Genomic DNA, 15,192 nt, shown 5'->3' with positions numbered 1-15,192 from the left:
CCTATCGATTAAGCCCGTCGCATCGGATGACGAACAGATGTTGCTGGGAAGTCAGGCATGCGGCGAGGCAGGCGGGACGCCGCGGGGCGATATCTATACAGGCCCGCCGCCGTTGCGCAATGCGACCAGTTGGCGGATTTCGATTTTCAAGGCATACAAGCGATAGCAAGGATGCCGACCCATCATGGATCTATCGGCTCCGCGCGTTCTTCGTCTCCTCGACCGGACTGCGCACGGCGGCATACATGCCTGTCGTGCGAAACTCCGTCGGATTGATGCCGTAGATGCGGCGAAATACCTTGGAGAAATAATTGGCATCGTCGAAGCCCGACATGATCGCGACTTCCTTGACGGGAATGAAGGCAGCCTTCGTCAGCAGCTTCGCCGCGCGCTGCATCCGTTGTTGCAGCACGAATTCAGCCGGCGGCACGCCTTCGCTCTCGGCGAAGACGCGCGAAAAATGCGCGCGGCTGAGACCGCCCACCTTTGCAAGCTCTTCGACCGGCAGCGGCTTGTCGAGATTGGCATTGATGTGGTCGATGACAATCTGCATGACGGAGCGGTCGGCAGCAAAGGCATGCGAGCCGAAGACGTCGTCATAGAGCGCCATGGCCGCTTCATAGGCGATCGCCGAAGCCGAAGCCGGCGTCGTGGCGCCCTTGACGAGCCGAAGGCTGCAATCGGCAAGATGATCGATGGTCGCCTGCTGCAGCTTCAACACCGGACCGGCTGCGGCGAGGATCAGCCGATGGATGCGCAGCGCTTCCTCGCCGTTCATGGAGATCCAGAAATATTCCCAACGCTCCCCCTTCTCCAGCCAATAGCGATGATTATGCGGCACGAGAACGAGCAGCGTATCACCGGCATTGACGCGATAATTACGGCTTTCATAGCGCAGTCGACCCGTGCCGCTGATCGTGTGCTGTAGGACGGTGAACGGTGTGAGGCCGCGCCGTCGTCCATCCCAATCATAGGGTTCGTCGTCGCGGATTTCATATCCCGCACTGGTCGGCATGGCGTGCAAGCGGTGGCGTCCACGCGGCAGGGAAACCGTCCGCATGACCTGTCCGTTATCGATCAATTCTTGCAGCACAAAATTACCCTCAAAAGCATAATAGTTCTCTGTTCGCCTCCGTGATTATAGGCATAATCCCGCCAGAAAACAGCGCATGCTCGCCGGCGAGGAACGGCGATCGGAGGAAAAATCACGATTTCGGCCAGTTTCGCAATCGCTGCGATCATGGACCAAAATGCTGTCGATTTCCCTGCCGCTGCTTATTCGATCGACTTGAAGGTGAGGATCATGAGTTTCAAAATCGCTATTATCGGCGCCGGCAGCGTCGGCTTCACGAAAAAGCTGTTCACCGACATTCTCTGCGTGCCGGAATTCCGCGACGTCGAATTCGCGCTGACCGACGTAAGTGAGCACAATCTGACGATGATCAAGGCGATCCTCGATCGCATCGTCGAAGCCAACAAGCTGCCAACACGTGTCACGGCCACGACGGATCGCCGCGCGGCACTGTCAGGCGCACGCTATATCATCAGCTGCGTGCGCGTCGGCGGCCTCGAAGCCTATGCCGAAGATATCCGCATCCCGCTGAAATACGGCATCGATCAATGTGTCGGCGATACGATCTGCGCCGGCGGCATTCTCTACGGCCAGCGCAACATTCCGGTCATTCTCGATTTCTGCAAGGATATCCGCGAAGTCGCAGAGACGGGCGCCAAGTTCCTGAACTATGCCAATCCGATGGCGATGAACACCTGGGCGGCGATCGAATACGGCAAGGTCGACACGATCGGCCTTTGCCACGGCGTCCAGCATGGAGCCGAACAGATCGCCGAAGTGCTCGGCGCGAAGGACAAGAACGAACTCGATTATATCTGCTCGGGCATCAACCACCAGACCTGGTTCGTCGATCTGCGCCTTAACGGCCGTAAGATCGGCAAGGATGAGCTGATCGCAGCCTTCGAGGCGCATCCGGTCTATTCAAAGCAGGAAAAGCTGCGTATCGACGTTCTCAAGCGTTTCGGCGTCTATTCGACGGAGAGTAACGGACACCTGTCGGAATACCTGCCCTGGTATCGCAAGCGCCCCGACGAGATCAACAAGTGGATTGACATGTCGGACTGGATCCATGGCGAGACCGGCGGCTATCTGCGTCACTCCACCGAAACACGCAACTGGTTCGAGACGGAATTCCAGCAGATTCTCGATAGCGCCTCGCAACCGATCGACCCGGCACGCCGCTCCAATGAGCATGCCAGCCATATTCTCGAGGCGTTGGAAACCAATCGCGTCTATCGTGGCCATTTCAACGTCAAGAACAATGGCGTCATCACCAATCTGCCCGCCGATGCCATCATCGAGTCACCCGGCTTCGTCGATCGCTTCGGCATCAACATGGTGGCGGGAATTACTCTGCCGGAGGCATGTGCAGCGACCTGCATATCCTCGATCAACGTTCAGCGCATGTCGGTCCATGCCGCTATCAGCGGCGATATCGACCTCTTGAAGCTTGCCGTCCTGCATGATCCGCTGGTCGGTGCCGTCGCCACACCGGAGGAGGTTTGGCAGATGGTCGACGAAATGGTCGTCGCGGAAGCGCGCTGGCTGCCGCAATATGCCCATGCGGTTGATGGCGCGAAGGAGCGCCTGTCCCAGGGCAAGGTCAAGACGCGTGACTGGAAGGGTGCGGCAAGCCGCAACGTACGGTCGATCGAAGAGTTGCGGGCGGAGAAGGCCGCGCTGAAGCAGGCCGGCTAACGAACAGCAGATCGGAAGACAATGGCTGCGGCGGCAGAGGGGTGATATCCCGCCGCGGCCGGCCGTCTTCCATTTTACGGGAGGAACGCGACGCCTCGAACGGAAAGCTCGCGATATTGGGAGAGAGAACAAGATGAGACATTTTCGACCGATCGGCCTTCTCGCCGCGTTGACGATTGCCACATCCGCGATCGCTATCAGCGCCTATGCAGCCGAGCCGACAGTGCCGCCCGTTCCGCCGGTTTTCCCGGCTGAGGGCAAGATCAAATATGTCGAGCGCAACTCCATCCTGGAGTTCAAGGCGCTGCCGGAATATCACGAGCCCGCCTGGGTCACGGACAAGTTCGTCAAGACCGGCAAGCTGCCGCCCGTCAAGGATCGCCTGCCGAAAGAGCCGCTGGTCTTCAAGACCGGCAACATGCCCGACGGCATCGGCGTCTATGGCGACACGATGCGCCATGTTATCGGCGGCAGGCCGGAAGGCTGGAACTACGGCGCCGGGCAAACCCAAGGCTGGGGCGGCATCGACATCGCCCTTTCGGAGTGCCTGACGCGCACGGCTCCCCTCTTCCAGGTGGAGGCAAAGGATACCGAACCGCTGCCGAACCTTGCCAAGGGCTGGGAATGGTCGCCCGACGGTCATAAGCTCACCATGCATCTGATCGAAGGCGCGAAATGGTCCGACGGCGTGCCCTTCAATGCCGATGACATCATGTTCTACTGGGAAGACGAGGTCATCGACCCGAACGTCTCGCCGCTTGGCGGCGGCGCATCGCCGGAAGCCTTCGGCGAAGGAACGACGCTGAAGAAGATCGACGATTACACCGTCGAATGGACGTTCAAGGATGCCTTCCCGAAGCAATATCTCTATACGATGGCCTATCCGAATTTCTGCCCAGGCCCGTCGCATATCCTGAAGCCGCAGCACCCGAAATATTCCAAGAACACCTACGATCAGTTCAAGAATGCTTTCCCGCCGGAATATATGAACATTCCGGTCATGGGTGCCTGGGTTCCAGTCGAATACCGGCCGGATGATATCATCGTTCTGCGTCGCAATCCCTACTACTGGAAGGTCGACGAGAAGGGTAATCAGTTGCCCTACCTCAATGAGCTGCACTACAAGCTCTCGACCTGGGCGGATCGCGACGTGCAGGCTGTTGCCGGTTCTGGCGACATTTCAAACCTGGAGCAACCGGAAAATTTCGTCGCTTCGCTGAAGCGCGCCGCACAGCCCGATGCACCGGCTCGTCTTGCCTTCGGCCCTCGCCTCATCGGCTATAACCTGCAGATGAATTTCTCCGCCAATGGCTGGGGCAGCCCCGATCCCCGTGCTCAGGCCGTTCGCGACCTGAACCGCAATGAAGATTTCCGCAAGGCCGTTACGATGGCACTGGACCGCAAGGCCCTCGGCGAGTCACTGGTCAAGGGCCCGTTCACGGCGATCTATCCGGGCGGTCTTTCCTCCGGCAGCAGCTTCTACGATCGTAATTCCACCGTCTATTATCCGTTCGATCTTACTGCGGCTAAGGCCGAGCTTGCAAAGGCTGGTCTGAAGGATACCGACGGCGACGGCATCGTAAACTTCCCGGCGGGCGTCAACGGCGGCAAAGATGTCGAGATCACCCTGCTGGTCAGCAACGACTACACCACCGACAAGAGCCTGGCCGAAGGCGTCGTTGGCCAGATGGAGAAGCTCGGGCTGCGCGTCATCATCAATGCGCTCGACGGACCCAAGCGTGACGATGCCAATTATGGCGGCCGTTTCGATTGGATGGTTCGGCGTAACACTACGGAGCTCGCCTCGGTCGTCCAGAATACGGAGCAGCTCGCACCTGTCGGTCCCCGCACGAGCTGGAACCATCGCGCGGGTGCGGATGGTACGGTCGATCTCATGCCCTTCGAAAAGGACATGGTGGATGTCGTCAGCAAATTCACGACATCGAAGGACAACGACGAACGCGTGGCTTTGATGAAGCAGTTCCAGAAGATCTCGACGGGACACCTCTACAATATCGGTCTGACCGAATATCCAGGTGCACTGATCATCAACAAGCGCTTCTCCAACGTTCCTCCGGGCACGCCGATCTTCCTGTTCAACTGGGCAGAGGACTCGATCATCCGCGAGCGCCTTTGGGTCGCGGCCGACAAGCAGGGCAAGTACGAACTCTTCCCAGAAGAGCTTCCGGGTGCTCCTGGCAGCGCCGGTCCGATCAAGTAAGGTCGCATGAAATACCCATGGCAGTCGGTATGATGCCGGTTGCCATGGGGCTTGAAACATCCAGCGATCAGCTGTCGCCGGGATAGAATTGAACCGCTGGCGTATATCATCCCGATGGGACGAGACCGCCGACAGCATCAAGAGAAGCGAACCGTTCTATGTTACGATTCCTGCTCGTGCGAATAGCCTCCGCCATTCCCGTGCTCTTCATCCTGAGCGTGGTGACCTTTGCGATCATTCAGGCACCACCCGGCGACTACGCTGATTACATACGCTCGCAATTGATGAACCAGGGCGGTGCATCCTTCGCGCAAGCCGACGAACAAGCGCAGATATACCGCCGCGAACATGGGCTCGACAAACCGCTGGTCGTTCAATACGTCAACTGGATCGGCGGTATCGTCACCCGAGGCGATTTCGGCTACAGCATGTTCTACAACAAGCCCGTCGCCGATGTCGTTGGAGAGCGCCTGCCGCGGACACTGGCTCTCGCGCTGGTCTGCCACATCTTCGCATCCGTTCTCGGCATCGGTTTCGGCATATGGGCCGCGACACGGCAATATAGCTGGATCGACAGCCTCCTGTCGGGCATTTCCTTTTTGGGCATGACAGTACCGCGCTTCCTGATGGCGCTGATCATCGTCTATCTTCTCGTCTTCCAGCTCAACGTCTCGGAGATCGGCAGCTTCTTCTCGCCGCAATATGGCGGCGCGCCCTGGTCCTGGGCCAAGTTCGTCGATCTGGTCAGGCATGTATGGCCTGTCGTTGCGATCGCGACCTTCGGCGGCCTTGCCTACAATATGCGCGTCATGCGCGGCAATCTTCTCGACACGCTGAATGCTCAATATGTGGAGACCGCGCGGGCGAAAGGCCTTTCCGGAGCCGCCGTCGTCATGCGTCATGCGGTGCCGAACGCGCTGCATCCGCTCGTAATGTATCAGGGGGTTGTCCTGCCTTACATGCTGACCGGCGAGATCGAGACTGCCATCATCTTCACGCTGCCGACCGTCGGCCCGGCCATCGTCGGCTCGATGGCGATCGGCGACGTCTATGTGACGGCAACCTTCATGATGGTGCTTTCGGCCACCCTCATCATCGGCAATATCATCGCCGATATGCTGCTTGCGCTGCTCGATCCGCGTGTCCGTCAACAGGGAGGAATACACTGATGCTCGCCTTCAGCAACTCCCCGCCATCGCCGGAAGAAAAGATCCAGCACAAAAGCGGCAATGAAAGCTATATCGCACTGGTCTGGCGGCGCCTGAAGCGCTCCTGGACGGGCATGAGCGGTCTCGTTCTCGTCATCCTGCTGCTGATGATGGCAATCTTTGCCGAATTCGTCGCGCCTCTCGATCCGAAGGCGACCGATACCGGATTTGCGCCGCCGCAGGTCATCAGTTTCCATGACAAGAACGGCAACTTCGTCTTTCTGCCCCGCGTCTATGCGCTCGCCGAGACGACGGATCTCGACCCGGTCACCTTCCAGCCGATCGTCGGGCCGGACTATGACCACCCGCGCCTGCTTGGCTTCTTCGTCAAGGGTGATCCCTACTATCTGTTTGGTCTGATCCCCGGCAACCGCCATCTCTTCGGCGCGATCGACGGCGGTCCGGTGCATTTCCTCGGCACAGACAAGTTCGGACGCGATGTGTTGTCGCGCGCCATCTATGGCTCGCGCATCTCGCTGATGATCGCCTTGACCGTGGTTTCCATCGTCACCATCGTCGGCACGACGATCGGCATGATCTCCGGTTATTTCGGTGGTACGGTGGACGCCTGGATCCAGCGCTTCGTCGAAGTTGTACTGGCTTTCCCGCAAGTGCCGCTCTATCTGGCGCTGACCTCCCTGATCCCGGTGACTGCGCCTACGAACGTCTTCCTCGCCTTCGTCATTATCGTGATGTCGGCGCTCGGCTGGGCGCAGATGTCCCGCGAGGTTCGCGGCAAGACGCTAGCGCTGGCGCGGATCGAGTATGTCCGCGCCGCGATGGCGGTCGGAGCAACCGACTGGCGCATTATCCTGCAGCACATCCTGCCGAACGTCATGAGCCACGTCATCGTCGCGGTGACGCTTGCTATCCCGAGCGTCGTACTGCTGGAATCCTTCCTCGGCTTCCTGGGTTTTGCCGTCAAGCCGCCGCTGATCTCATGGGGTCTGATGCTGCAGGATACCTCGACCTATTCGGTCATCGGCTCCTATCCCTGGATCCTCTCGCCCGTCGCCTTCGTTCTCGTCACCGTCTTCGCCTTCAATGCGCTCGGCGACGGCCTGCGCGACGCAATCGACCCCTATTGAGGAGAACGGATATGGCTCTCGCACTCGTCAATCCCTATGCTCCCGACACCAGGCACGATGCCGGCGAAAAGACCACCTCGCCCGTCATCGACGCCCGCAATATTGCCGTCAAGTTCAAGGTCGAGGACGGCATGGTCGATGCCGTCAAGGACATCACCTTCCAGCTTTATCGCGGAGAAACCATCGCGATCGTCGGCGAATCCGGCTCCGGAAAATCGGTAACGGCCCGCACTGTCATGGGCCTCCTGACCAAGCGTGCCGTGGTTTCAGACAAAGCCGCCGTTCATTACGACGGCAAGAACGTGCTGAAATTTTCGGAGAAGGCGCGGCGGCAGCTGCGCGGCGACCGCATCTCGATGATTTTCCAGGAGCCGATGAGCTCGCTCAACCCGATCTACACGATCGGCAGCCAGATCGTCGAAGCGATACGGGTGCACCGCAAGGTCAGCCGCCGCGATGCCGAAAAGCGTGCGCTCGATCTTCTGAAGCAGGTGCAGATCCCCGATCCGGAAGCGCGGCTGAAACAATATCCACACCAGCTCTCGGGTGGACAGCGGCAACGCGTGATGATCGCCATGGCGCTCGCGAACGATCCGGACGTGCTGATTGCCGACGAGCCGACGACGGCGCTCGATGTAACCGTGCAGGCGCAGATCCTGAACCTGATACGCGACCTGCAAAAGCAGCTCGGCATGGCGGTCATCCTGATCACCCACGACCTGACGGTCGTGCGCCAGTTCTCCGATTACGTCTATGTGATGCAGCATGGCGAGATGCGCGAGCACAATACGACCGAAGCACTGTTTGCCAATCCGCAGCATCCCTACACGCGGCATCTCCTGACGTCGGAGCCGCGCGGGCACGCAAAGCCGCTGCCGCCGAATTGCGACACGGTGCTCGAAGGCAAGTCCGTCAAGGTAGCCTTCATGCTGCGTCACGGCAGCTTCTTCAAACCCGACATGCGCGAACTCGTCGCCGTCGGCGGACTCAGTCTTCAGCTGCGCCGCCATGAGACGCTCGGCCTTGTCGGTGAATCCGGCTCGGGTAAGACCACCTTCGGCCAGGCGCTGCTGCGCTTGATCGATACCGATGGCGGCGAGATTTTCTTCGACGGGCAGCCGATCCACGGCCGGTCGCGCGCCCAAATGCGCCCCTTGCGCTCGCGCATGCAGATCGTCTTTCAGGATCCTTTCTCGTCGCTCAATCCGCGCATGACCATCGGCCAGATCATTTGCGAGGGGCTGATTGTCAACAATCTCGGCGCCAACAAGGCCGAGCGCCTGGACCGCGTCAAGGAAGCGCTCGTCAGTGCCGGCATGCCGGCCAATATTCTCTCGCGCTTCCCGCACGAGTTTTCCGGTGGCCAGCGCCAGCGCATCGCGATTGCCCGCGCCATCGCGCTCGAGCCGGAATTCATTCTGCTCGACGAGCCGACTTCGGCCCTCGACCTTTCCGTCCAGGCCCAGATCATCGACCTCCTGCGCAAGCTGCAGGACGAGCGGGGTCTGAGCTATCTCTTCATTTCCCACGACCTCAAGGTCGTCCGCGCCCTTTGCCATCGTGTGATCGTCATGCAGCACGGCAAGATCATGGAGGAAGGGCCGGTCGAAGAAGTCCTATCGCATCCCAAGACGGCCTACACCGAACGCCTTGTCAGAGCGGCGTTCGAGGTGGCTTCATAGCATTCAGGAGAATTTGACATGACAGGCACTCCCAAGATCACATTTATCGGAGCCGGTTCGACCGTCTTCATGAAGAATATCATCGGCGACGTCTTGCAGCGCCCGGCCCTGGCAGGAGCCAGGATCGCGCTGATGGACATCAATCCGCAGCGGCTGGATGAAAGCGCCATCGTTGCCCGCAAGCTCGCCTCGACGCTTGGCGCTCCGGCCACGGTCGAGACCTTTACCGATCAGCGCAAGGCGCTTGACGGTGCACATTTCGTCGTCGTCGCCTTCCAGATTGGCGGCTACGAGCCCTGCACGGTCACCGATTTCGAGGTTCCGAAGAAATATGGCCTGCGCCAGACGATCGCCGACACGCTCGGCGTCGGCGGCATCATGCGCGGCCTGCGCACGGTTCCGCATCTGTGGAAGATCTGCGAGGATATGCTTGCGGTCTGCCCGAATGCGATCATGCTGCAATATGTGAACCCGATGGCGATCAACACCTGGGCGATCGGCGAGAAGTACCCAACGATCAAGCAGGTCGGCCTTTGCCACTCCGTGCAGGGCACGGCGATGGAGCTGGCTCACGATCTCGACATTCCGTATGACGAGATCCGCTATCGTTCCGCCGGCATCAACCACATGGCCTTCTATCTCGAATTCGAGCACCGCCAGGCGGATGGTTCCTACCGCAATCTCTATCCGGATCTCGTGCGTGCCTATCGCGAAGGACGCGCACCGAAGCCCGGCTGGAACCCGCGCTGCCCGAACAAGGTGCGCTACGAGATGTTGACCCGGCTCGGCTACTTCGTCACCGAAAGCTCCGAGCATTTCGCTGAGTATACGCCCTACTTCATCAAGGAAGGCCGCGAGGACCTGATCGAGAAATTCGGTATTCCGCTCGACGAATATCCGAAGCGCTGCATCGAGCAGGTGGCGCGCTGGAAGAACCAGGCCGAGGAATATCGCACGGCGGAAAAGATCGAGGTCAAGCAGTCGAAGGAATATGCCTCTTCGATCATCAATTCGGTCTGGACCGGCGAACCCTCTGTCATCTACGGCAATGTCCGCAACAATGGCTGCATCACCTCGCTGCCTTATAATTGCGCAGCCGAAGTCGCCTGCCTGGTCGACGCCTCCGGCATCCAGCCGACCTATGTCGGCGACCTGCCGCCACAGCTGACGGCCTTGATCCGCACCAACATCAACGTGCAGGAACTGACGGTAAAGGCTCTGATGACAGAGAACCGCGAGCACATCTATCACGCCGCGATGATGGACCCACATACGGCAGCAGAACTCGATCTCGATCAGATCTGGTCGCTCGTCGACGAATTGCTGGCGGCCCATGGCGATTGGCTGCCGGAATGGGCACGCAGCAATCGCAAGGTTCAGGCCGCCTGAAGCCACTCTCCCGGCTTGCGGCTCAAAGGCCTCGCGGTGCTGCCGCGGGGCCTTCCATTTTTACCGCACCGGAGAAAATGAAAATCCAAAACGCAGGCGAATATTGCCCCCGATAACGGATGGCAAAGCACATTCGCCTGGGTTAGAAAACACACGCAGTTTGGAGGAGACGAACGACATGGCGAGCTCAGATACATTCACCACCGGAACCTTTGTCGGCCGCATCTGGCGCCCGGATGTGGAAGGTCCTGCCCTCGTCACCCTTCGCGATGGCACGCTCTATGACATCACCTCGAACGACGCGCCGACCATGCGCGACCTGCTGGAGAAGGACGATCCGGTCGCTTTCGTGCGCGCGCAAAAAGGCGAGGCCGGCGCAAAGCTTGATGATTTGCTGACTGCCAGAGCTGATGCCGCATCCGTCCATCTTCTCGCCCCCATCGATCTGCAGGCGATCAAGGCCTGCGGCGTGACCTTCGCCCGCTCGATGCTGGAGCGCGTCATCGAAGAGCGCGCAGCCGGCAATCCGGACCTTGCCGAAGCGATCCGCGGCAAGGTGACGGCGCTGATCGGCGACAGCCTGCGCAACTTGAAGGCGGGTTCGCCGGAGGCCGCCAAGGTCAAGGCAGCGCTGATCGAGGAAGGTGTCTGGTCGCAATATCTCGAAGTCGGCATTGGGCCGGATGCGGAAGTCTTTTCCAAATCGCAGGTCATGTCCTCCGTCGGGCAAGGTGCGGATGTCGGCCTGCATCCGATCTCCAAATGGAACAATCCCGAGCCGGAAATCGTGCTTGCCGTCGATAGCCAGGGCCGGGTCAAGGGCGCCACCCTCGGCAACGACGTCAACCTGCGCGACGTGGAAGGCCGTTCCGCCCTACTTCTCGGCAAGGCCAAGGACAACAACGCCTCCTGCTCGATCGGGCCTTTCATCCGCCTGTTCGATGAGACTTACTCTCTCGATGACGTTCGCAACGCCGATCTCGACCTCAAGGTCGAAGGTGAGGACGGCTATGTGCTGCATGGTCGCTCGTCGATGAAGGAGATCAGCCGTGATCCGCTAGATCTCGTCTCCCAGACGATCGGCCGTCATCACCAGTATCCCGATGGCTTCGTGCTCTTTATGGGAACGCTTTTCGCCCCTGTCGAGGATCGCGACACGCCCGGTCAGGGCTTTACCCACAAGGTCGGAGACATCGTTACTATCTCCAACGACAAGCTCGGAGCGCTGCGCAACCGCGTGCTGCTGTCGACTGAATGCGCGCCATGGACGTTCGGCGCCTCGCATCTGATGCGCAATCTCGCGCGGCGCGCATTGATTTGAAACGCCAGCCACCGAACGCGAGACTGGAAATATGCAGTTTCGCGTTCAACTCTGCGGCACCGATGGGTTCGCGATATTAAAATGAGGCGCCCACTGTTCGAAAGCAAGAGCACCTGGCCCCTCAATCTCAATGAGTGGACATCGACTGCGGCTGGTCGAGGCGGCTGCGAACGGCGGTCAGTTCCGAGGTCGTGTGGTTGAGGCGATCAGCGAGCACGCGCATGATCTCGACGGCCATTTCCGGGAAATCGCTGAGCAGCTTCAGGAAATGTTCCTTGCTGATTTTCAGCGCTTCAAGCCTTGAGGTCGCCTTCACAGTAGCAGTACGGGAGACATCGCAAAGGATTGCGATTTCCCCAACGATGGAGTTGATGTCGACTTCGGCAACCTTGATCTCGCCGGCTGGGCTATCGACGAGAATATCAGCAGTCCCTGAAAGAACAACATAGGCCGCGTCACCTTGATCGCCCTGATGAAACAGGGTTTGGCCAGCATTGTAGCTGACACGATCGGACGTGAACGCCAAAAGTTTCAATTTCGCGGGTGCGATGCGCGAAAAAATCGGCACCCGCTTCAGCATTTCAACTTCATCCTTCAGAAGCATGAGCTTCAATACCCCCAGTGTTCGGCCCCAGACGCCACTGTCGAGATAGGATATTACGATAACAGTTCTTTGAACATACCGTTTTTCTCTAAAAGATCAGTGGTGGAGCCGTTTTCAACGAGACTGCCGTGATCGAAAACCAGCACACGGTCGAACAATTCGGCAAAACTGGGATTGGAAAGAACCCAGATAATCGCCGGCGCATAGTCGCCGCTATGGAGTTCGCCCAAAATGGCCCTGGCAATCTGATCCTGAACACGATGGTCGAGCGCCGGCAGCGGGCGATTGCAGATGATGTAATCGGCACGTTTCAAAAGGGCGCGACCCAGATTGAGTTTCTGGCGCTGCACGTTTGTCAGGCGCTTGCCGCCCGAGCCGACGTCGAAATCCAGCCCGATCGACAGAACGCCGTCATGCATGCCGAGACGCCCGAACACATCATACATGATCTGGTGGATGCGCTCCGGCGCATTCGCCTGCTGATGCGCGATGCGACCGAACAGCACGTTATCCATCAGGGTCGCCGACGCAGTGAAGCGCTCCGGATCGTAGCGCTCGATGACCTTGGCAAGATCGGCTGGAATATTCTCGTAGAACTTCGCGCGCGCCTGCACGATCTTTTCCATGAGCACCTGCGTCAGAAGACCGAAGCGGTGACGCGGTTCGATATAGGAGAAGCTCAGGCGGATGATGGCCGCACGCTCGTCGTCGGTAGCTGCCTCATAGCCCTTGCCGTTCAGCTTCTGCAGCAGCGCCTCATAGGTCGGGATGTCCTCCGCCGTCATGAAGGTCAGCTGCTGGAAGAACGGATGGTCCGGCGGCAGGTCCGTGAAGAGTTCGACTGCGTTTTCGGCAATCTCCAGGCCCATATCGTACAAATCGGATACCAGACCGGTTTCGGCGAATATCTGCCGGAAATAGGGATGAGCCGCCAGCTTGCGATTGGTCATCTGCGGCCGTTTCAACGTACCGAAAAGCAGATTTTCACCGACCGTCGCCTGCGGATTGTAAGCATCGAACTCGAAGGGAACCACGAGATCCTCGAGCTTTTCCTCCTCAAGCCGGGACCGCAATGCCTGCCGCAGTTCGACGATGCGCGACGTCAGATCCTGGTGTGTGGCCGCATCGACATTCGAGCGCAAGGCCATGTCGAAAATATCCTGCGACATGGCGACGGCATCGAGAACCGGACGGATTGCGGAATAGATATCATCCGGCCCCGTTGCACCGGCGGCGGCATAATCCACCCAGTCGCTATTGAGATCAAATTCCGGATTGGCCGCACGACGCGCCTCGGCCATGCTCCATTTGACCTTTGCCGCCTCATCCTCGCTGTAGACGGGGGCAGCGAGCGGCGCATGCTTGAGACCATAGAGCAGATTGCTGCGCAAGGTACCGTGAAAGAAGAACGTTTCGGAGGAGGCGTAGGCGATGCGTCGCCCGATGAGGGATTCCGGCAGTTCCAGAATATCGTGGCCGTCGATCGAGATGCGGCCACTATCCGGCCAGGTCAGGCGACCGAATGCCTCTGCAAGATATTCGCCGCCCGCACCGCTGTCGCCAACGATCGCCACCCTTTCGCCGGGATGAATTTCAACCGAAACGTGATCCAGCACGCGCGCACCGCTGTCATCGACGATGGTGACGTTGGTTGCGACGAGAGAATGGGTTATGCGGGCCGCGGGTGCGGGCGAAACCGCCTGGATTTTCGGATCGATCAGATGGTCGACGCTGAACTGTTCGACCACCTGATTGTATTTTACCTGAACGTCCTGACGCGACTGATCCCAGTCGATCAGCTCCTTCAGCGGCCCTGGCAGATCCTTATAGGCATTGATGACGGCGACGAGCTGACCGATGTCCAGGCGACCCTGCAGTGCCAGGAAACCGCCGATCAGATAGAACAGAAACGGCGTCACCTGAGCAAGGAAGTTATTGATGAATTTGACCAGGAACTTCCACTGATAGAGATCGTAGCGGATCGAGAAGATCAATCCGAGCCGGTGCGCAATATCGGCGCGCTCCAGGTTTGTCGTATCGTTGGCATGGATGGTGCCGATGCCATCGACGATTTCGCCGACACGGCCGGAAAGCTCGCGTGCCGTCAGCTGCCGCTGGCGCCCGAGTTCCAGAAGCCGCTTGCGCATGCGCGGAATGACGATCGCCTGTACGGCGACAATTGCCGCGGCGATCATGCCGAGCCAGAAATTCTGCATGATGATGAAGACGAGCGCCGTCACCGCCTGGCCGCCGAGAAGCGCCGGCTGCACGAAGGCATCGCCGGTGAAGCCGCCCATCGGCTCCACCTCATCCTTGATCATGGTTGCGATTTCGGCGGGCTTGACCCGCTTGAAATGGGACGGCGGAAACCGCAACACGCGGTCGATCAGCTCGAATCGGATACGGCGGAGCATGCGCTCGCCGAGCCGCCCCTTGTAGGTATTGATATAGAGCTTGAAGAGGCCGTTGAGCACGACGAGTGCCAGAAATACCATGCTCAGTGCAACGAGCATCGACATGCGCGTCAGCTGCACGCCCTGAAAAATTTCGACATGGCCGATGAGCGGCACATTGAAGGCGATGTGCATGAAGGTCTGCGTGTCGCCGGGATGTTCGAAACCCTTGCCCTGGATAGGCCCGTTGACGATCTGCTTCGGCAAGTCGAAGGACAGGAAGTATGGGATCATCGAGGCCGCGACGACGAGCAGTATCCAGATCTGCTCCAGCCGAGTATTCGACCAAATGTAGCGTGCTAGGCTTTTTTCCATTGCTTACTGCAGGCTTTCAAATTCAACGCCCAGCACCGGCGTGATGCCGGCACCAATGTTGCAGAGATGCGGGAAGGTTTCGTTACGGATACGTGGCCCCATATGTGAAAAGGGACGCCGCCCGGTCCTTCGTCCACGCTC

The 15,192-nt window shown here is 59.2% G+C and carries 10 protein-coding genes; 7 read left to right on the top strand and 3 right to left on the bottom strand.

The window, feature by feature from the left end; translation table 11 throughout:
- Positions 1-190 precede the first annotated feature (190 nt).
- Positions 191-1,060: an AraC family transcriptional regulator gene (locus FHX05_RS19700; RefSeq protein WP_210290314.1), complete on the bottom strand. Its 870-nt coding sequence runs from the start codon at positions 1,058-1,060 to the stop codon at positions 191-193.
- Between the two features lie 243 nt (positions 1,061-1,303).
- On the opposite strand from FHX05_RS19700, the gene FHX05_RS19695 reads away from it, so the two are divergent.
- The 7 genes from FHX05_RS19695 (at position 1,304) to FHX05_RS19665 (ending at position 11,679) form a co-directional block, all read left to right on the top strand.
- Positions 1,304-2,770 carry an alpha-glucosidase/alpha-galactosidase gene (locus FHX05_RS19695; RefSeq protein ID WP_183873963.1) on the top strand — a complete coding sequence of 489 codons (1,467 nt, stop codon included), beginning with the start codon at positions 1,304-1,306 and terminating at the stop codon, positions 2,768-2,770.
- Between the two features lie 133 nt (positions 2,771-2,903).
- Complete coding sequence (locus FHX05_RS19690) at positions 2,904-4,991, top strand: ABC transporter substrate-binding protein (protein WP_183873961.1); 2,088 nt, start codon at positions 2,904-2,906, stop codon at positions 4,989-4,991.
- A gap of 158 nt (positions 4,992-5,149) precedes the next feature.
- A complete protein-coding gene (locus FHX05_RS19685; protein WP_112410360.1) occupies positions 5,150-6,160 on the top strand; it encodes an ABC transporter permease in 1,011 nt (336 codons plus the stop codon).
- Entirely contained in the window at positions 6,160-7,287 is a 1,128-nt protein-coding gene (locus tag FHX05_RS19680; protein ID WP_183873958.1) for an ABC transporter permease, read from the top strand. Before FHX05_RS19685 ends, FHX05_RS19680 begins: the two co-directional genes overlap by 1 nt.
- Before the next feature lie 11 nt (positions 7,288-7,298).
- Positions 7,299-8,969, top strand: coding sequence for an ABC transporter ATP-binding protein (locus tag FHX05_RS19675; RefSeq protein WP_183873956.1), 1,671 nt, complete (start codon positions 7,299-7,301; stop codon positions 8,967-8,969).
- 18 nt (positions 8,970-8,987) lie between these two features.
- The gene (locus FHX05_RS19670; RefSeq protein WP_183873954.1) at positions 8,988-10,358 is read left to right on the top strand and encodes an alpha-glucosidase/alpha-galactosidase; all 1,371 of its coding nucleotides are present in this window, start codon (positions 8,988-8,990) and stop codon (positions 10,356-10,358) included.
- A 178-nt stretch (positions 10,359-10,536) separates the two neighbouring features.
- On the top strand, positions 10,537-11,679 hold the full coding sequence (locus FHX05_RS19665) for a fumarylacetoacetate hydrolase family protein (RefSeq protein ID WP_183873952.1): 1,143 nt from the start codon (positions 10,537-10,539) through the stop codon (positions 11,677-11,679).
- Positions 11,680-11,806: 127 nt separating this feature from the next.
- Here FHX05_RS19665 and FHX05_RS19660 read toward each other — a convergent pair whose 3' ends face one another.
- The gene (locus FHX05_RS19660) at positions 11,807-12,283 is read right to left on the bottom strand and encodes a cyclic nucleotide-binding domain-containing protein (protein WP_112609139.1); all 477 of its coding nucleotides are present in this window, start codon (positions 12,281-12,283) and stop codon (positions 11,807-11,809) included.
- Between the two features lie 53 nt (positions 12,284-12,336).
- A complete protein-coding gene (locus FHX05_RS19655; RefSeq protein ID WP_112335843.1) occupies positions 12,337-15,051 on the bottom strand; it encodes an ABC transporter ATP-binding protein in 2,715 nt (904 codons plus the stop codon).
- Between the last annotated feature and the right edge of the window lie 141 nt (positions 15,052-15,192).

Source organism: Rhizobium sp. BK491 (assembly GCF_014194925.1).
Classification (GTDB): Bacteria; Pseudomonadota; Alphaproteobacteria; order Rhizobiales; family Rhizobiaceae; genus Rhizobium.
This window is presented reverse-complemented; position numbering and strand designations above follow the sequence as displayed.

Bases quoted from the DNA above. Each gene is read 5' to 3' on its own strand.
- FHX05_RS19700 (WP_210290314.1), bottom strand. From the start codon at position 1,060: ATGCGGACGGTTTCCCTGCCGCGTGGACGCCACCGCTTGCACGCCATG.
- FHX05_RS19695 (WP_183873963.1), top strand. From the start codon at position 1,304: ATGAGTTTCAAAATCGCTATTATCGGCGCCGGCAGCGTCGGCTTCACG.
- FHX05_RS19690 (WP_183873961.1), top strand. From the start codon at position 2,904: ATGAGACATTTTCGACCGATCGGCCTTCTCGCCGCGTTGACGATTGCC.
- FHX05_RS19685 (WP_112410360.1), top strand. From the start codon at position 5,150: ATGTTACGATTCCTGCTCGTGCGAATAGCCTCCGCCATTCCCGTGCTC.
- FHX05_RS19680 (WP_183873958.1), top strand. From the start codon at position 6,160: ATGCTCGCCTTCAGCAACTCCCCGCCATCGCCGGAAGAAAAGATCCAG.
- FHX05_RS19675 (WP_183873956.1), top strand. From the start codon at position 7,299: ATGGCTCTCGCACTCGTCAATCCCTATGCTCCCGACACCAGGCACGAT.
- FHX05_RS19670 (WP_183873954.1), top strand. From the start codon at position 8,988: ATGACAGGCACTCCCAAGATCACATTTATCGGAGCCGGTTCGACCGTC.
- FHX05_RS19665 (WP_183873952.1), top strand. From the start codon at position 10,537: ATGGCGAGCTCAGATACATTCACCACCGGAACCTTTGTCGGCCGCATC.
- FHX05_RS19660 (WP_112609139.1), bottom strand. From the start codon at position 12,283: ATGCTTCTGAAGGATGAAGTTGAAATGCTGAAGCGGGTGCCGATTTTT.
- FHX05_RS19655 (WP_112335843.1), bottom strand. From the start codon at position 15,051: ATGGAAAAAAGCCTAGCACGCTACATTTGGTCGAATACTCGGCTGGAG.